Origin of the sequence: Paracoccus sp. (in: a-proteobacteria) (assembly GCF_030538655.1) — a bacterium.
In the GTDB taxonomy this organism is placed as follows: Bacteria; Pseudomonadota; Alphaproteobacteria; order Rhodobacterales; family Rhodobacteraceae; genus Paracoccus.
Genome location: NZ_JAUNTO010000001.1, coordinates 72,777 through 88,626 on the forward strand (window position 1 = coordinate 72,777; position 15,850 = coordinate 88,626).

Sequence of the window (15,850 nt, forward strand, 5' to 3'; positions counted from 1 at the left end):
TTTCATGCATGGATAAATACCCATGACGCATTTGCATCCCGATCTGGTCGTTGTCGGTGGCGGCATCCTTGGCCTTGCCACGGCGTTCGAGGCGCAGCAGCGCGACCCTGCGGCGCGGGTATTGGTGCTGGAACAGGAACACCAGCTTGCCAGCCATCAGACCGGGCGCAATTCCGGGGTGATTCATGCCGGGGTGTATTACCCTGCGGGCAGTCTCAAGGCACGGTTCTGCCGCGAAGGGGCCGAGGCGACGCGCGCCTTTTGCGACGCGGAGGACATCCGCCACGACACCTGCGGCAAGCTGATCGTCGCCACGACAGAAACCGAAATTCCCCGGATGCAGGCGCTGCTGGAACGCGCCCGCGCCAACGGCATCGACATCGCCCCGGTCAGCGGAGACGAGGCCCGACGGCTGGAACCGAACATCCAGGTCACAGCGGCGCTGATCTCTCCCGCGACCGGGATCACCGACTTCGGGGCCATCGCGCGACGGATGGCGGAACGGATTGTTCAGGCGGGCGGCGTCATTCGCAGCGGCGTTACCGTCACCGGCGGAACCGAAACGGCGCAGGATGTGCGGCTGACGACCAGCGACGGACCGCTGACCGCCGGGCGCGTCGTATTCTGCTGTGGATTATGGGCCGACCGGATGGCGCGGCAATTCGGCGCGTGCCCGGAAACCGCACCCGATTTCCGCATCATTCCCTTTCGCGGCGAATATTTCCGTATCCTGAACCAGCCGCCCGATCTGGTGCGGCATCTGATCTATCCCGTGCCCGACCCCGAACGGCCGTTTCTCGGCGTCCACCTGACCCGCAAACTGGACGGAGGCTTTACCGTCGGCCCGAACGCGGTGCTGGTCGGGGCACGGGATGGTTACAGCAAAATCCGCCTAAGCCCGCGCGATCTGACTGATGCGCTGGCTTTTTCGGGATTCTGGCGGATGCTGTGGCGCAATGCCGGCCCCGCCGCATCAGAACTGGCCGGGTCGCTGTCGCGGCGGCTGTATTTGCAAAAGGTTCGCCGTTACTGCCCACAAATCAGGCTGGCGGATCTGACCCCCTATCGCCCCGGCATCCGGGCGCAGGCAGTTGCCGCAGACGGTCGGCTGATCGACGATTTCCTGTTCGCCCGCACGCCGCGCACGCTGCATGTCTGCAATGCGCCCTCACCCGCGGCAACATCGGCATTCCCGATTGCGGCTCACATCCTGAACCAGTTGTAGAATAAACAAAAATTCTGTTGAGCGGTGACGGCAGGCCGTTCAGATTGCATATATGACACGGCTGCCGCTTTCCTTTTGCATTATCGAGCGAGACTTGTTCATCGCCTCGGACATGCGCGCCGGGCTGGAACTTGCCAGCCCCGGATGCCATGTGCAGGAATTGCGCGAAATTGCTGATCTGAACGATAATCAGCCTGCGGACGGCACCATCTTCATCACCAAGCTGGCCCTGGCTGATCTGGATGGCAGCGGACTGGACGATCTGGCGCAGCGTGTGCAAGGGCGGATCGTCCTGCGCGACGACGCCGATCCCGAAGATGCCGTAACAGGCCGGGGTTACGACCGCCTGCCCTCGCCCTTTTCAAACCGCGATCTGCGTGAACTGGTCGAGCGGCTGAACCGGGTCTCCCCAGAATAAGACAGCCCCCAAAAGGGGCCGCCTTGCATCATCAATAACGCCGGTCGTCATAGGGATCGTCATACCATTCCGGGTCAGGCGCATCATCACGGCGACGCCAATCCTGCACCTTGGAAGCCAGGGCCACCCCCACCGCCAGCGCGCCCACCAGCTTGGCCATGCTGCCCGCATTGGTGTTTGCCGCCGCGCTGACCTTGTGGCTGGCATCACGGGCCATGCGCCGCGCCTCATCGGCCTTTTCCTGCGCTGTGTTCAGGTTTTCCGCCGTCAGGCCCACGCTGCGGGCCGTATTGCGGGCAAAACCATAGGCGCTGCGTTCCGCATCCCCCACGACCTTGCTGGCCTGATAGCTGGCGCGGTCGATCAGCGAATGCACCCGATTTTCGGCCATATCGGCGAAACGGGCGGCCTCGGCCTGGGCGCGATTCATGGCGGCATCCGCCGCAAGGTTGATCCGCGCCTCGACCTCGGCTTTTAGGTCATCCGTGGTCGGCGGCTGATGACGCACCTTACCCGCAACCAGCATCACAAGAATACCCATCACGACAAATCCGCCACCCACCGCCAGCGAGGCCATGGTCGACCCCCACCCCAGATCCGTGGCGAGAAAGCTCCACAGCGCGGCCAGCAGAAATCCGGCGCCGACGGCGATCACAACCCCGGCGGCCGCCTTGATGGCCGTCCGCCGTGCCGTGTCCTCCAGCGCCAGCTTCATATTGCGCGCGTAATCGAACATGACCGATCCTTACCGGCGCGCAGCCAGAACCAGACCGATCAAAAAGCCGACACCCGCCGCGATCCCAAGGGCCTGCGCCGGTTTGCGGCGGACCAGTTCGGACAGTTCGTCATAGCGTTCTTCGGCGTAATGAGCGGCCTCGCCCGCGTGACGGCGGCCTTCCTCATACAGATGATGCGCCTTGTCGCGGGCGATGGCGGCATATTCTTCGCCGGTCTCGCGAGCCATATGGGCATATTCGCGGCCAACCTCGCGGGCCTGATCCAGCGCCTCTTGACCCTTATCCTTCAGGCGCGACACGGCGTCATTGCCCGTCAGTTCGTCGATCTTGCTGCGGGCGTCGGATGCCAGACGGCTGACACCAGCCTTCACATCATCAGCGGTTTCACGCGCGGCATCGCGCACATCACGCGCCGTTTCGCGGGCATCATTTTTCAGGTCTTCGGCGGTCTTGTCATGATTGGACATGGCAGCACTCCTTAGTCTGCAATAGGTTGTCGGGGAAAGAACAAGGGGCGAGGCGGGATTGTTCCATGACATGCGATAAATATTTGCAAAATCTCAGCCTGTGGGCCGAATCGGATCAGGCCCTGCCCCATGTCGATCAGCCCGGTGACGGCGGGCTGATCGACACGCTGACAGCTCTGCGGCAGCGGCTGCACCGCACCCCCGATCTGTCCGGCGACGAGAGGCACACGGCCGCCCTGATCGCCGAGGTGCTGCGTGCCGCCAAGCCCGACGATCTGCTGACAGGTCTGGGCGGCCACGGGGTTGCCGCGATCTGGCGTGGTGCCGCCCCCGGCCCCACAGTGATGCTGCGGGCCGAACTGGACGCTCTGCCGATCCAAGAACAATCCACCATCTCGTATCGCAGCACCCTGCCGGGCAAGGCACATATGTGCGGCCATGACGGGCATATGGCGATCTTGGCCGGGGTTGCGGCGCTGGTCGGCGCGCGGCGGCCCGCACGCGGCCGTATCATCCTGTTATTTCAGCCGGCCGAGGAAAACGGCGCGGGTGCAGCGGCTGTCATCGCTGATCCGCGCTGGCCGCAGATCGCGCCCTATTACGCCTTTGCGATCCACAATATGCCCGGCGTGCCGCTGGGTCATGCGCGGATTGCGCCGGGGGTGGCCAACTGCGCCTCGCGCGGGGTGAGGCTGCGGCTCGGCGGGCGCACGGCCCATGCCAGCCAGCCCGACAACGGCATTTCCCCCGCCCCGGCACTGGCCGCGCTGATCCCGGCGCTTGGCGCGCTGTCACAAGGCAGCGGCCCGCAAGACGCCGCTTTCCGGCTGGCGACCGTGACCCATGCCCGCCTTGGCGATGCGACCTTTGGCGTTGCGCCGGGTGATGCCGAACTATGGGTGACGCTGCGCAGCCGCGACGATGACGGTATGAGCACGCTGGTGGCCGAGGCCGAGACCATCGCCCGGCAAACCGCCGACGCGCATCGGCTGGGCCTGACGATCAGCCATGACGACATCTTCCCCGCCTGCATCAATGACCCGCGCGCCACGCTGATCCTGCAAGACGCGCTGGACGCCGAGGGGATCATCCATTCCAGCGCCGACTTGCCGATGCGCGCATCCGAAGATTTCGGCCGCTTTGGCCGCGCCGGGGTGCGATCGGCGATGGTGCTGCTGGGGGCGGGCGATGGCCCTGCGCTGCATAACCCGGATTACGACTTTCCCGACGCGCTGATCCCGGTCGGCCTGCGCCTGATGCGCCGGGTGCTGTTCGATCTTCTGGACTAAGGGGGATGGTACCGCCTCCCCGGCTCGAACGGGGGACCTCTAGATCCACAATCTAGCGCTCTAACCAACTGAGCTAAGGCGGCACAGGGCGGCTGAATAAACCGCCGCGCGCGCCGATGCAAGCCCGACTTGCCGGGAATTTTCAGGCACGTTAAGCAGAGTGCAAAAGGAACAAGCCATGAGCATCAACAAGCAAAGCGACATTGCCGCCAACCTGCAAATCGGCCCCACCGATCAGGGCATGGTCCGCATCTATGTCGAGGCCGAGGGCGGCATTGAACTGCCGCTGGATTTCGATCCCGACGAAGCACTGGAAATCGCGGAAGAACTGGCCGCCGCCGCCGAAGCCGCCCGCAGCATGGACGCCCCGGCACCCGCCGGCAAATCTAAAGGCCCCCGTCGCTGATAACAGCAGGATCGACCGCCCCGTGCAGGCGCAACGCCGCCGCACGGGCAAAATCGCGGGTGATCCGGCCGCGCCGCGCCGCTGCCAGCCGGGTTTCCGGCGGCATTCGCGTCAGGTCAGCGCCATAGGCATCGGCCAGAATCAGCCCGGTATCAGGCGGTAACAGATCAACCGGAAAATCGGCATCCACGGCCCAGAAATATCGGTCGCACCAATCCAGATAGCCGCCCCATTTGCGATCCCCCGCAAAATCAGCGCGGCAGCTTTTGCATTCGACGATCCAGATCTCTCCCTTTGGACCAAGGCTCATCAGATCGACGCGCAGCCCGCGCGCGGGAACGAATTCGGCCAGAACCGCATGATCCAGACTGCGCAGCAACCGCGCCGCCCCCCGCGCCAGCCGCTGTCCGGGCATCAAAGGCAAAACCTGATCCATGCGCGCAACCATGAACAAACCAAAAACAAAACACAAGTCGCTTGCTGTTTGTCTAAATGCGTATAGGGCCTTGCAACCTTCACCGCCGTGCCTATCTTGGAAACCCGGCGGGTTTCTGTTCTTCTCGCGTGCGGCCTTTTTTCCACTGGCCTATAAATTTTCCGAGGGGGCTGGCTCTGTCATGGCCCTGGCTATGTTACCCGGCGCCCACCTGATTAGTCAGGCTTTCGGGAAATCTGTTGCCGCCGCGGTCGCTACGGTTCCCGCCACCTGAAAACGCCGCCCTGCGGGGCGGCGTTTTTCATATCCGCCCGCAGCGCATGAAAAAGGGCGACCCGAAGGCCGCCCCCGTTCAGATCCGATCCGGTTGGATCAGAAGCCGTAAACCAGCGAAACACCCAGTTTGTTGTCGGTGCGGATTTCACGCTCCGACTGGTATTCGGTGGTGTAGGACACGCGGGTCGCGAAAGCGTCCGACATGCGCAGGTTCAGACCCAGCTCGTTGGTGATCGCGTCGCCAGCATCGCTCGACGACAGAATGTCGGTGTCGTTGGTGACAAAGACGTTCTCGTTGAAGCGGTGGTAGAAGCGCGAAGCCAGAATGTAACCGGTTTCGGTGGTCGAGCTTTCGTCGGCCAGACCGTCACGCTGGTTGGCGGTCGCGGTGTAGCGGATACCAACACCGGCCTGCACGCGCCAGGTGGTGTCCGGCGTGTTCAGAACGCGGTAACCCGGACCAAAGCCAAGGAAGCCGTCGCGACGCAGGTTGTCGCCTTCGGCCAGAGCGTCGGTGCTCAGACGGCCCAGAACGAAACCATACAGGCGGTCATCGAAGTAATACTGGCCATCATAGATGACGTAGGTTTCTTCTTTGTCCTTGGTGCCTTCGGTGTTTTCACCGAATTCCAGCAGCATACCCAGCGACTGTGCCCAGCGACCTTCATTGTAGTTCAGGCGGGCGGCCAGAGCGAAGTCCTGCTCGTCGGTGTTGCCCGAGGAACCGGCATAGGTCAGCGCGACCGAGCCAAACAGGCCCTGACGGCGATCAGCCGGACCAAAGCGGTCACGGTCCTGCGAACGGGCGAAGTCGTCACGAACCGCGTCTTCGACATCGGTCATGGCTTCGTTGATCGAGGTGATACCAGCAGCGTTGGCACCAGTGGCGATTTCCGACTGAGCGAAAGCAGGAACGGACAGAGCGACCAGAATGGCCGAAGCGCCGGCGAGAGAAGCGATGTTTTTCATTTTACACCTCATGAGGAAGGTTTCTTGCGGTTACCCGACCCAATACCCGAGCCGGAATATCCTTGCCCGGCAGACGTAATCCGATGCGCGGGGATCGTTAAGAGGGTTGGCCAGCATCATTCAGCACACGTCAAAGGCGCATATGCAGACACATCACCCCCAACGGCGGATTTCAGCCGACACGAAATCTTACAAACCCATTATGGAACCGCTGCCGACAGCGAGAAACTCAATGTTATTTCAGCAACTTATAGCATATCAACCAAGAGTTGATCCCGTCGGAATGTTGCAGTTTAGCGTGAACAGCTTTGTCTGCCTATATTTTGAGCAATTATTTTTTCACCTTCTGACCGCGCCTCTGTTGCATAATCGACACGGCCAATGGTTAATCAACACAGATCAGGAACGCCGCGCAGTGTGTTTCGACTCGACCTTGGCACGGATCAGCGCCGGTCGGATAAACAAATGCTGACGCAAACCGCCGCGCGGCGGCGTTTCCGGTTCGGCCATGCGCATGACAGCGATAGCAAACTGCACGCCGCCAAAGACGATGGTGTTGAACACGATCAGCAGAATCACCGCCAGCCAGCCACCCCGGACATTCAGGACCAGATGCTGCAAGTTGGCGACGTTCAGCCCGATCAGCAGCGCCGTAAAGGCAATCGCGATGGCAAAGCCGATCAGGACATGGGTGATATAAAGGCGGACGAGCTTGGGCATGACATGCTTCCCCGGCAAGGATTGCTGCCGATGATAGCATGTTTGCCCGCCGCGACCAGAGGCAGCTTGCGCCGCCTCAGAACGCTTCGGGGCGCAGTTGGCGCGCCATATGATCCAGCACCGCATTCACGAATTTCGGCTCGCGCCCTTCTGGGAAAAACGCCTCGGCCAGCCGCACATATTCGGTGATAACCACCTTGGGCGGAGTCACCGGCGTGACCAGTTCGGCCCCCGCTGCACGGAACAGCGCGCGCAGCACCGGGTCGATGCGGTCGATGGGCCATTTGGCGACCAGCGCATGATCGGTGGCCTGATCGACCTTGGATTGCCAGGTGACGGCATCATCGACCAGACGGCGGAACAGGTTGGAATCCGCCTCGGGCGAGGGGGCGTCTTCATCTTCGACGCCGATGCGCCAATCCTCGAACTCGCGCATCACGCGGTCGGCGGATATGCCCGCCGCTTCCATCTGGAACAGCGCCTGCACCGCATACAGCCGTGCGGCGGCGCTGCGGGCGCGCTTGTCGACAGGGGGCGTCATACGGTGTCCCCTCCGTCTATCGCACCGGCCAGCCGCACCGGATCATGATCGGCGCGCAGCACCTCGCGCGCGGGGCGGGCGGTCCAGCGCCGTTGCAGCGCAATCAGATGCAGCGCGGCAGCGGTGGCCCCGCCGCCCTTGTTCTGCCCGGCGGGATCGGCCCGCACCTCGGCCTGGGTCACGTTTTCCACCGTCAGAATACCGTTGCCGATGGCATGGCCTTGCAGCCCCAGCTCCATCAACCCGCGCGAGCTGTCATTGCAAACCGTATCATAATGCGTCGTCTCGCCCCGGATGACACAGCCAAGCGCGACAAAGCCGTGATAATCGGCATGGCGCGCGGCCAGCCCGATGGCGGGCGGAATTTCCAGCGCGCCCGGCACCTGAACCACATCACAGACCGCCCCCGCCTGGGCTGCCACCGCCTGCGCACCGGCCACCAGATCAGCGGCAATCGCCTTGTAATAGGGCGCCACCACGATCAGCAGCCGCACCGGGCTGTCGAAACGCGGCAGGTCAAGCTGGTGATGTTCGATGCTGGCGGCCATGGCTTATTCCTTGGGAATCGGACGGGTTGAATGGATCGAAAGCCCGTAGGCGTCAAGCCCGACAACCTTCACCGGGGCGGAATTGGTCAGCAGGATCAGATCCGAAAGGCCCAGCGCCGACAGGATCTGCGCCCCCAGCCCATAGTTGCGCAGCGTATGCGCCCCCACCTCTCCGGGACGGGGCAACGCGGGCGACAGATCGCGGATCAGCACCACGACGCCGCGCCCCTCACGCGCGATTTCCTCCATCGCGATGGACAGATCACCGGCAGCTTCGCGCCCGATACCCAGCACATCATGCAGCGGGTCCAGCGCGTGCATCCGCACCAGCATCGGGCCGGGGGCGGTCAGGCTGCCCTTTATCAGCACGATATGTTCGGCCCCCTGCGTCACGTCGCTGAACACCCGCATATCCCATTCGCCGCCAAAGCGGCTGGTGACGCTGGATTGCGACCGCTGGCTGACCAGATTGTCATGGCGGCGGCGATAGGCGATCAGGTCGCTGATGGTGCCGATTTTCAGCCCGTGTTTCTGTGCAAAACCAATAAGATCGGGCAGCCGCGCCATGGTGCCGTCCTCGTTCATGATCTCGCAGATCACGCCCGAGGGATTCAGCCCGGCCAGCCGCGCAATATCCACCGCCGCTTCGGTATGACCGGCGCGGACCAGAACGCCTCCCTCGCGGGCGCGCAGCGGAAACACATGGCCCGGCGTCGCGATGTCGGCGGCCCCGCGCGTCGGGTCGATGGCCACGCTGATGGTGCGGGCGCGGTCATGGGCGGAAATGCCGGTCGTCACGCCTTCGCGCGCCTCGATCGACAGGGTAAAAGCGGTCTCGTGCCGGCTGGAGTTCTTGGCCGACATCAGCGGCAGACCCAGCGCGTCGATCCGGCTGCCGGGCATCGACAGACAGATCAGCCCGCGCCCGTGCATCGCCATAAAATTGATCGCCTCGGGCGTGGCCATCTGCGCGGGGATGACCAGATCGCCTTCATTCTCGCGGTCTTCGTGATCGACCAGAATGAACATGCGGCCATTGCGGGCGTCGTTGATGATGTCCTCGACCGGCGAGATCACATCGGCCAGATCACGCTCGACCGGGCCGGGTTGTTCATATTGCATGGGTGCCCCCTTTAGCCTTGGGGGTGATTAACACCCGCTGTTGCGGGGTTAAAGAGGCAACGCACGGTGGGGTGCGGTTAAGGAATGTTGCGTGACGCGGGTTATCGCTGCAATTGCCGGGTTAAGGGCTGCACAATCTGTACACCGGATGTGCACGGGCCGTACACAAGCTGTACACAGGCAGACGCAACGCTCGGTGGGGGTTAACGGGGCGTGCGGTGGGTTGCGGGGCTGCGGACAAGGACAGCGCGGATGGCAGCAAGCCTGGTGCGGGTTTGGGCAATGTCGGGATGATCGGGGGATCGCCTGCGTCCTGATAGCCAGCGCCTTGGCCATCAGCGGCCGGGCCTTGGCAAAGCGCGACATGTCATCGCAGAGGACGGCGAGGCGGTGCAGGTGGGTCGCGTCATTCGGATTCTGCTTGCCGATGGTCGCCTTGGTAATATCCAGCGTCTCGCGATGCCGGGACGCGGCATCGCTCTGCTGGCCTTGCCGAAATAAACCAACCGGGAAACGCAGAAACGGCGTCAGAACAATCCCGATGTTCTGGATCGCCCGGAAAGCCGCGAACCAAATCGGCCACCCAATCCGGCATTCACAACCTCATATCAAGGTAAGGTTGTTCGCATAAGCGCAAGGAAAAATTTACTTTTTCTCTACCCCGCCGCAAAATATCGCTGTCCCGTGACAAACCCGGCCAGACCGCCTGCGGCCATCATCTCGGCCTCGTGGTCGGTTTCGCCGATCATCAGCACCGCATCGCCGGGCAAGCCCTGCGACGCCAGCCAGCCCTTCATCTCGGTGCGCATCGCACCCCAACTGGTGCCGAAAGGCGGCAAGGCGCGGGCTGATGCCGCGCCAATCTGCGCGCCCAAGGCTGCGGCGTTCAGGCCCGGCGCGGCACCAAGGTGGCGGGCAGCCGCCAGATCGGCCAGCTTTGCAGCGCGGTCCGGGGCCAACGCACGGCCATCCCGAAACACGCCAAGCCCATTCGAGGAGAACAGAAACGCCACCAGATCGCGCCCGGTCGTCGCACGCACCCCGGCATAGGTGCGATAGTCCAATCCCAGCGCCTTGGCCCGCGCCACCCGTGTCCGAACCACCTCTACCGGCAAACGCGGCCCCAGCAGTTCGGCCCGCGCCACCCGCCAGCAATGGCTGCGCCAGCTTGCGCCGTTCAGATCGGGGCCGCGATTATGTCCGTTTCCGCTCATCGCTTATCGTTTGCTTATATACGCAGTTAACCCGCCTCGGCCAATCGCGCGACGTAACGGGCCAGCGTGTCGATTTCCAGATTGACCGCATCGCCGACCGCCGCCGCGCCCCAATTCGTTACCTCACGCGTGTGCGGGATCAGATTGATGCCGAAACGGTTGCCGTCCACCTCGTTCACGGTCAGCGAGGTGCCGTTCAGCGCGACCGAGCCTTTGGGCGCGATGAACCGCGCCAGCGCATCGGGGGCCTGAAAGGTCAGGCGCAGGCTGTCGCCTTCGGGACGGATGTCCACGATCCGCGCCACGCCATCGACATGGCCGCTGACGATATGGCCGCCCAGTTCGTCGCCCACACGCAACGCGCGTTCCAGATTGACGCGATGCCCGTCGGCCCATGCGCCCAGATTGGTTTTTGACAGAGTTTCCGCGGAAATATCCACGTCGAACCAGTCATCGCCCTTGGCGACCACGGTCAGGCATACGCCGTCGCAGGCGATGGATGCGCCCAGATCGACGCCTGCCATGTCATAGGCGCAGGCGATCCGCGCCCGCATATCGCCGCGCTGATCCACCGCGCGTAGCGTGCCGATGTCGGTGATGATTCCGGTGAACATGCCTTCCCCTTTTTCCCGTCCCGGCAGGTGTCAGCCTTGGCCTAGGCCATCGCCCGCGCGGACGCAAGCCGGTGTAATGGCCCCTGCCCTGCGGAAAAGACAGGTTGAGTCTTTGATGATTATGGATTTTTTAAGGATTGTATGAGATCAGACGAACACAGGCAAAAGGTTCCGGGTCGCGCCACCCTTTTGCCCGTGAAATTTGCAAACCTGTCCCGCCATCAGCATCTGTCGGCCGGGCTTTCCGTCGCCGGCCATCCCGTTGGCCATGTTGTTGTTGTCTGGGCAGCTTATGTTCGAAAAGATCGTCCGTTTCCCTGATACCGCCGCCCCTTTGGGGCAGGCGCCGTCTCAGCGGCGGTTCCTGATGTTGCAGGGGCCACACGGGCCGTTCTTTAACCGCCTTGGCGGGTTGCTGCGCGATGCGGGGGCCACGGTGTGGCGGGTCGGCTTTAATGCGGGCGACGCGTTTTTCTGGCGCGACCGGGCGCATTTCATCCCCTTTACCGACCCGATTGCCGCATGGCCCGCCCGGCTGGCGCAGATCGTGCGCGACAAGGACATCACCGACATCGTGCTGTATGGCGATGTGCGCCCGGCCCATGCGGCGGCGCGCGAACTGGCCGCCCGCCGTGGCCTGCGCCTGCATGTGTTCGAAGAAGGCTATCTTCGCCCCTTCTGGATCAGCTACGAACGCGGCGGATCGAACGGCCATTCGGCGCTGATGAATATCCCGATCCCCGAAATGCGCGCCACGCTGGCCGATGCCGGAGACGAGGTGCCGCGCCCGCCCGCGCATTGGGGCGACATGCGCGAACATAAATTCTATGGCGCGCTGTATCACTTTATGATTCTGGTCGCGAACCGGCGGTTCCGGCAGTTCCGCAGCCATCGCGCCATCCCGGTTTTCGACGAATTCCGGCTGCATCTGCGCCGCCTTCTGCTGTCCCCGGTCAATGCGCTGCTGCGGATGCGGGCCGTACGTTCGATCAACGGCGGGGGCTGGCCGTTTGTTCTGGTGCTGCTGCAACTGGAACATGACAGCAATTTCCAGGCCCATTCGCCCTTTAAACGGCAGCGCGACTTTACCGACCTGTGTCTGCGCGAATTTGCCACACATGCGCCGCGCCATCACCGGATCGTCTTCAAGGCCCACCCGCTGGAGGATGGGCGCGGCCGTATCATCGCGGCCATCCGCGAACAGGCGCATCTGCTGGGGATCGAAGACAGGGTGCATTTCGTCCGCGGCGGCAAGCTGGCCTCGCTGCTGACGCAGGCGCGGGCGGTCCTGACCGTCAATTCCACGGCAGCCCAACAGGCGCTGTGGCGCGGCCTGCCGGTCAAGGCGCTGGGGCGTGCCGTGTATGACAAACCGGGGCTGGTCTCGGATCAGTCGCTGGCCGAATTCATCCGCAACCCCGCCCGCCCCGACCGCGAGGCCTATCGCATTTACCGCAGCTATCTGCTGCAAACCAGTCAGGTGCCGGGGGGCTTTTACGCGGCGCGATCCCGCAGCCATACCCTGCGCATCATCAGCGATCTGATTCTGATGGATGACGATCCGTATGAAACGCTGGCGAACGGGCGGGCGGCATTAAGGCAACAAATCGCCTTGCGAGACGCGTAACCGGCCAAAACAGTGGCGTCACCACGATAACTTGGGTATTTTGCAACGGATTGTGTCATAAAAACCCGCCCAAGCGGGAATCACGACGGGACAGGAGATTACCGAGGTGAAGTTTAACCTTTCGCGCAACATGATGCGCCTTGCGGCCCTTGCCGCACTGACGCTGGTCGCGGCCTGCGCGCTGCCCCGATCTGGCCCGAACAAGAATGAAATCTTTGGCGGCTCGGTCGAACGGGGCGGCAATACCCATGTGATCTATGTCAACGATCATGTCACCCGCGCCGCTAATTTCGCGCCGTCCTATGGTTTTTCGCGCTCGTTCCAGACAGCGGGGGCGGTTGGCGCCGATGAAATCCGCGCGGGCGACGTGCTGGGCCTGGGCATCTGGGAAAACGTCGATGACGGCCTGCTGGCTGGCCTGGGTCAAAGCGCCACGCAATTGCAGCAAATTCAGGTGGACAGTCAGGGCTATATCTTCGTGCCCTATGCCGGACGCGTGCGCGCTGCGGGCAGCACGCCGGAACAGCTGCGCCAGTCGATCACCTCGCGCCTGTCGGCCCAGACCCCCGATCCGCAAGTCACCGTGACCCGTATGGCGGGCGACGGCGCAACCGTATCGGTCATGGGCAAGGTGATGAGCCAGGGCGTCTATCCGATCGAACGCCCGACCCGCACCCTGTCGGCCATGCTGGCGCGCGCGGGCGGTGTGGCCATCGAACCCGAAATCGCCGTCGTCACGGTCAAGCGTGGCAGCGACAGTGGCCGCGTCTGGCTGCGCGATCTGTATGGCAGCAGCTCGAACGACATCGCCCTGCGCCCCGGCGACATCATTCTGGTCGAGGAAGATCAGCGCAGCTTTACCGCCCTTGGCGCGCTGGGCGGCCAGACCAAGGTGCCGCTGGGCAACGAACAGATCAACGCGGTCGAGGCGATTGCCATGGTCGGTGGTCTGAACTCGAACCTTGCTGACCCGACCGGCGTCTTTGTTCTGCGCGACGAGCCGGAATCGGTGGCCAGCCGTGTGCTGGGCAAGCCGGTCTTTGGTTCGCAGCGGATCGCCTATGTGCTGGATCTGACGCGGCCCAACGGTCTGTTCCTGGCGCGCGATTTCATCATCCGCGACAGCGACACCATCTATGTGACCGAAGCGCCCTATGTTCAGTGGAACAAAACGCTGTCGGCCATTACCGGCAGCGCCACCACCGCAGATCGTCTGAGCAGTATCGGCAACTGACGCGCATGACCGCATCACATAACGCAGCCGCCGGGGATCACCCTCGGCGGCTGTTTGCTTTCAACGCCGGATTCTGGACCCAGCCCCGCCTGCGCCGCATCCTGACGCTGGCGGGATGGCGGCTGACCACGGGACTGCCCGGTCCCGGCGATCACGTGGCGATCTGGGGGGCCTCACCCACGGCATGGCGCGGGCGTGCCATCGCGGCGCGGCGCGGTGCACAGATTGTCACGGTCGAGGATGCCTTTCTGCGGTCGATCCTGGCGGGGCGTGCGCACGGCCCGCTGGCCCGGCGCGGACCGATTGGCCTGCTGATTGATCCGCATGGGCTGCATTTCGACCCGACGCATCCCTCGCTGATTGAAATGCTGATCCCGCAGGCCATCCCGCATCAGGCCGATGCCGCCGCAGGGTTGGAACGTCTGCGCGCCGCCGATCTGTCGAAATACAATGCCCATCTGCCCGACGCGCATCGACCCGCGCCGGGATATGTGCTGGTTATCGACCAGACGCGCGGCGATGTCTCGCTGCGCGGGGCCGGGCGGGCGCAGTTTCTGCGGATGCTGAACGCCGCGCGTGACGAACATCCCGGCGCGCGCATTGTGGTCCGCGCGCATCCTGAAACCGCCGCCGGTCTGCGCCCCGGCCACCTGGCCCGCGATGATCTGCGCGCGGGCGAAGAATTTTGCGATGCCCCTGTATCGCCGTGGTGGCTGGTCGAAAATGCCTGCGCCGTCTATGCCATCAGTTCGCAACTGGGATACGAGGCGCTGCTGGCGGGGCATCGCCCCCGTCTGTTCGGCGCGCCATTCTATGCGGGCTGGGGCTTGTCGGATGATGATACCGCACCCATGCGCGGTCAGGCCACGCGTGAGGATCTGTTCGCGGCCAGCCACCTGCTGGCGCCCGTCTGGTATGACCCTTGCCGCGACCGGCTGACCGATTTTCACGGCGCGCTGGATCAGATCGAGGCCGAGGCCAGGGCCTTTCGCCAGGATCACGGTGGGCATCTGGCCTATGGGATGCGCCTGTGGAAGCGCCCGGCCATCGCCCGCATCTTTGGCAATGGCGCGGGGGTGCGCTTTGCCCGCCAGCCGTCGGATCGGGTGACATTGGCTTGGGCCAGCAAGGCGGCTGCGGTGCCGCAGGCCATCCGGGTCGAGGATGGTTTTCTGCGGTCGCGCGGGCTGGGGGCCGCATTGGTGCCCCCCCTGTCACTGGTCGCGGATGACTGCGGTATTTACTATGATCCGACCCGCGAAAGCAGGCTGGAGCGGTTGATCGCCGCCGATCCGCCGCCCGGCGGCGCGGATCGCGCGATCCGGCTGATCGCGCAACTGGTCGCCACAGGGTTGAGCAAATACAACCTACCCGCCGCCGCGCCTGTCTTGCCGCCACGCGATGGCCGCCGCCGGATACTGGTTCCCGGTCAGGTCGAGGATGATGCCTCGATCCGCCTTGGCGCAGGCGCGGAACCGAGCAATCTGGCGCTGCTGACACGGGTGCGCGCCGAAAACCTTGACGCGCGGATCATTTACAAGCCGCACCCCGATGTCGAGGCTGGCCTGCGCCCCGGCAGCATTCCCACCACGACATTGGCCGGGCTTGCTGACATGGTGGCCGCCGATGCTGACCCGTTAACCCTGATTGCGGCGGTTGATGAGGTCTGGACCATCACTTCAACACTTGGCTTTGAAGCGTTGCTGCGTGGGGTGCCTGTGGTGACATTGGGCGCGCCGTTTTATGCAGGTTGGGGGCTGACCCGCGACCTTGGCCCGGTGCCCGAACGTCGCCGGGCGCGGCCTGATCTGGCTGCCCTGGCTTATGCCTGTCTGATTGCCTATCCGCGATATTTCGACCCGATCCACCGCCTGCCCTGCCCGCCCGAGGTGGCCATTGATCGGCTGTCCGACCTTGGCATGCCTGCTGCCGGGCCGGGCTTGCGATGGCTGGCCAAGCTTCAGGGGGCACTGGCCGGGCACAGTTGGATCTGGCGTTAGGGGGGCT

18 protein-coding genes and 1 tRNA gene are annotated in these 15,850 nt (G+C 63.8%); 7 read left to right on the forward strand and 12 right to left on the reverse strand.

Features of this window, described 5'->3' with window-relative positions; translation table 11 throughout:
* Positions 1–22 precede the first annotated feature (22 nt).
* Together lhgO and Q4G22_RS00345 are read left to right on the forward strand one after the other, a co-directional pair.
* Positions 23–1,225, forward strand: coding sequence for an L-2-hydroxyglutarate oxidase (lhgO, locus tag Q4G22_RS00340; RefSeq protein ID WP_303383914.1), 1,203 nt, complete (start codon positions 23–25; stop codon positions 1,223–1,225).
* Positions 1,226–1,277: 52 nt separating this feature from the next.
* Positions 1,278–1,643 (forward strand): hypothetical protein, encoded by a 366-nt coding sequence (locus Q4G22_RS00345; protein WP_303383915.1) that lies wholly within the window; start codon positions 1,278–1,280, stop codon positions 1,641–1,643.
* A gap of 31 nt (positions 1,644–1,674) precedes the next feature.
* On the opposite strand, the gene Q4G22_RS00350 is transcribed toward Q4G22_RS00345, so the two are convergent.
* Both Q4G22_RS00350 and Q4G22_RS00355 read right to left on the reverse strand, forming a co-directional pair.
* Positions 1,675–2,379 carry a phage holin family protein gene (locus Q4G22_RS00350; protein ID WP_303383916.1) on the reverse strand — a complete coding sequence of 235 codons (705 nt, stop codon included), beginning with the start codon at positions 2,377–2,379 and terminating at the stop codon, positions 1,675–1,677.
* 9 nt (positions 2,380–2,388) lie between these two features.
* Positions 2,389–2,847, reverse strand: a complete 459-nt coding sequence (locus tag Q4G22_RS00355; RefSeq protein ID WP_303383917.1) for a DUF883 domain-containing protein — start codon at positions 2,845–2,847, stop codon at positions 2,389–2,391.
* A gap of 65 nt (positions 2,848–2,912) precedes the next feature.
* Between Q4G22_RS00355 and Q4G22_RS00360 the strand changes: the two genes are divergently transcribed.
* Positions 2,913–4,136 (forward strand): amidohydrolase, encoded by a 1,224-nt coding sequence (locus Q4G22_RS00360; RefSeq protein ID WP_303383918.1) that lies wholly within the window; start codon positions 2,913–2,915, stop codon positions 4,134–4,136.
* 6 nt (positions 4,137–4,142) lie between these two features.
* On the opposite strand, the gene Q4G22_RS00365 is transcribed toward Q4G22_RS00360, so the two are convergent.
* A tRNA-His gene (locus Q4G22_RS00365) sits at positions 4,143–4,219 on the reverse strand.
* Between the two features lie 95 nt (positions 4,220–4,314).
* Here Q4G22_RS00365 and Q4G22_RS00370 point away from each other — a divergent pair.
* Positions 4,315–4,542: a DUF6324 family protein gene (locus Q4G22_RS00370; RefSeq protein WP_303383919.1), complete on the forward strand. Its 228-nt coding sequence runs from the start codon at positions 4,315–4,317 to the stop codon at positions 4,540–4,542.
* On the opposite strand, the gene Q4G22_RS00375 is transcribed toward Q4G22_RS00370, so the two are convergent.
* The 9 genes from Q4G22_RS00375 to Q4G22_RS00410 form a co-directional block, all read right to left on the reverse strand.
* Entirely contained in the window at positions 4,523–4,978 is a 456-nt protein-coding gene (locus Q4G22_RS00375) for an MmcB family DNA repair protein (protein ID WP_303383920.1), read from the reverse strand. The genes Q4G22_RS00370 and Q4G22_RS00375 overlap by 20 nt on opposite strands.
* Before the next feature lie 372 nt (positions 4,979–5,350).
* Positions 5,351–6,223, reverse strand: a complete 873-nt coding sequence (locus Q4G22_RS00380) for a YdiY family protein (RefSeq protein WP_303383921.1) — start codon at positions 6,221–6,223, stop codon at positions 5,351–5,353.
* Between the two features lie 399 nt (positions 6,224–6,622).
* On the reverse strand, positions 6,623–6,943 hold the full coding sequence (locus Q4G22_RS00385; RefSeq protein WP_303383922.1) for a hypothetical protein: 321 nt from the start codon (positions 6,941–6,943) through the stop codon (positions 6,623–6,625).
* Positions 6,944–7,019: 76 nt separating this feature from the next.
* Positions 7,020–7,484: a transcription antitermination factor NusB gene (gene nusB, locus Q4G22_RS00390; protein ID WP_303383923.1), complete on the reverse strand. Its 465-nt coding sequence runs from the start codon at positions 7,482–7,484 to the stop codon at positions 7,020–7,022.
* A complete protein-coding gene (locus Q4G22_RS00395) occupies positions 7,481–8,032 on the reverse strand; it encodes a 6,7-dimethyl-8-ribityllumazine synthase (protein ID WP_303383924.1) in 552 nt (183 codons plus the stop codon). The genes nusB and Q4G22_RS00395 overlap by 4 nt, the downstream gene beginning before the upstream one ends.
* Before the next feature lie 3 nt (positions 8,033–8,035).
* Positions 8,036–9,154 carry a 3,4-dihydroxy-2-butanone-4-phosphate synthase gene (gene ribB / locus Q4G22_RS00400; protein WP_303383925.1) on the reverse strand — a complete coding sequence of 373 codons (1,119 nt, stop codon included), beginning with the start codon at positions 9,152–9,154 and terminating at the stop codon, positions 8,036–8,038.
* 48 nt (positions 9,155–9,202) lie between these two features.
* Positions 9,203–9,742 carry a tetratricopeptide repeat protein gene (locus Q4G22_RS15665; RefSeq protein WP_368661452.1) on the reverse strand — a complete coding sequence of 180 codons (540 nt, stop codon included), beginning with the start codon at positions 9,740–9,742 and terminating at the stop codon, positions 9,203–9,205.
* Between the two features lie 68 nt (positions 9,743–9,810).
* Positions 9,811–10,368: a hypothetical protein gene (locus Q4G22_RS00405; RefSeq protein ID WP_303383926.1), complete on the reverse strand. Its 558-nt coding sequence runs from the start codon at positions 10,366–10,368 to the stop codon at positions 9,811–9,813.
* 26 nt (positions 10,369–10,394) lie between these two features.
* Positions 10,395–10,982 (reverse strand): riboflavin synthase, encoded by a 588-nt coding sequence (locus tag Q4G22_RS00410; RefSeq protein WP_303383927.1) that lies wholly within the window; start codon positions 10,980–10,982, stop codon positions 10,395–10,397.
* A 367-nt stretch (positions 10,983–11,349) separates the two neighbouring features.
* Between Q4G22_RS00410 and Q4G22_RS00415 the strand changes: the two genes are divergently transcribed.
* The 3 genes from Q4G22_RS00415 (at position 11,350) to Q4G22_RS00425 (ending at position 15,843) form a co-directional block, all read left to right on the forward strand.
* On the forward strand, positions 11,350–12,609 hold the full coding sequence (locus Q4G22_RS00415) for a capsule biosynthesis protein (RefSeq protein ID WP_303384156.1): 1,260 nt from the start codon (positions 11,350–11,352) through the stop codon (positions 12,607–12,609).
* A gap of 130 nt (positions 12,610–12,739) precedes the next feature.
* Complete coding sequence (locus tag Q4G22_RS00420; protein WP_303384157.1) at positions 12,740–13,843, forward strand: polysaccharide biosynthesis/export family protein; 1,104 nt, start codon at positions 12,740–12,742, stop codon at positions 13,841–13,843.
* A 5-nt stretch (positions 13,844–13,848) separates the two neighbouring features.
* Positions 13,849–15,843, forward strand: a complete 1,995-nt coding sequence (locus tag Q4G22_RS00425) for a capsular polysaccharide biosynthesis protein (protein ID WP_303383928.1) — start codon at positions 13,849–13,851, stop codon at positions 15,841–15,843.
* Positions 15,844–15,850: the final 7 nt, after the last annotated feature.

What these genes read in the sequence shown, in the direction of transcription:
- Q4G22_RS00420 (WP_303384157.1), top strand. Translation starts at nt 12,740, where the DNA reads ATGATGCGCCTTGCGGCCCTTGCCGCACTGACGCTGGTCGCGGCCTGC.
- Q4G22_RS00380 (WP_303383921.1), bottom strand. Translation starts at nt 6,223, where the DNA reads ATGAAAAACATCGCTTCTCTCGCCGGCGCTTCGGCCATTCTGGTCGCT.
- Q4G22_RS00355 (WP_303383917.1), bottom strand. Translation starts at nt 2,847, where the DNA reads ATGTCCAATCATGACAAGACCGCCGAAGACCTGAAAAATGATGCCCGC.
- Q4G22_RS00360 (WP_303383918.1), top strand. Translation starts at nt 2,913, where the DNA reads ATGACATGCGATAAATATTTGCAAAATCTCAGCCTGTGGGCCGAATCG.
- Q4G22_RS00405 (WP_303383926.1), bottom strand. Translation starts at nt 10,368, where the DNA reads ATGAGCGGAAACGGACATAATCGCGGCCCCGATCTGAACGGCGCAAGC.
- Q4G22_RS00375 (WP_303383920.1), bottom strand. Translation starts at nt 4,978, where the DNA reads ATGGATCAGGTTTTGCCTTTGATGCCCGGACAGCGGCTGGCGCGGGGG.
- Q4G22_RS00415 (WP_303384156.1), top strand. Translation starts at nt 11,350, where the DNA reads ATGTTGCAGGGGCCACACGGGCCGTTCTTTAACCGCCTTGGCGGGTTG.
- Q4G22_RS00395 (WP_303383924.1), bottom strand. Translation starts at nt 8,032, where the DNA reads ATGGCCGCCAGCATCGAACATCACCAGCTTGACCTGCCGCGTTTCGAC.
- Q4G22_RS00350 (WP_303383916.1), bottom strand. Translation starts at nt 2,379, where the DNA reads ATGTTCGATTACGCGCGCAATATGAAGCTGGCGCTGGAGGACACGGCA.
- Q4G22_RS00410 (WP_303383927.1), bottom strand. Translation starts at nt 10,982, where the DNA reads ATGTTCACCGGAATCATCACCGACATCGGCACGCTACGCGCGGTGGAT.
- ribB (WP_303383925.1), bottom strand. Translation starts at nt 9,154, where the DNA reads ATGCAATATGAACAACCCGGCCCGGTCGAGCGTGATCTGGCCGATGTG.
- Q4G22_RS00345 (WP_303383915.1), top strand. Translation starts at nt 1,278, where the DNA reads ATGACACGGCTGCCGCTTTCCTTTTGCATTATCGAGCGAGACTTGTTC.
- Q4G22_RS00425 (WP_303383928.1), top strand. Translation starts at nt 13,849, where the DNA reads ATGACCGCATCACATAACGCAGCCGCCGGGGATCACCCTCGGCGGCTG.
- Q4G22_RS00370 (WP_303383919.1), top strand. Translation starts at nt 4,315, where the DNA reads ATGAGCATCAACAAGCAAAGCGACATTGCCGCCAACCTGCAAATCGGC.
- nusB (WP_303383923.1), bottom strand. Translation starts at nt 7,484, where the DNA reads ATGACGCCCCCTGTCGACAAGCGCGCCCGCAGCGCCGCCGCACGGCTG.
- lhgO (WP_303383914.1), top strand. Translation starts at nt 23, where the DNA reads ATGACGCATTTGCATCCCGATCTGGTCGTTGTCGGTGGCGGCATCCTT.
- Q4G22_RS00385 (WP_303383922.1), bottom strand. Translation starts at nt 6,943, where the DNA reads ATGCCCAAGCTCGTCCGCCTTTATATCACCCATGTCCTGATCGGCTTT.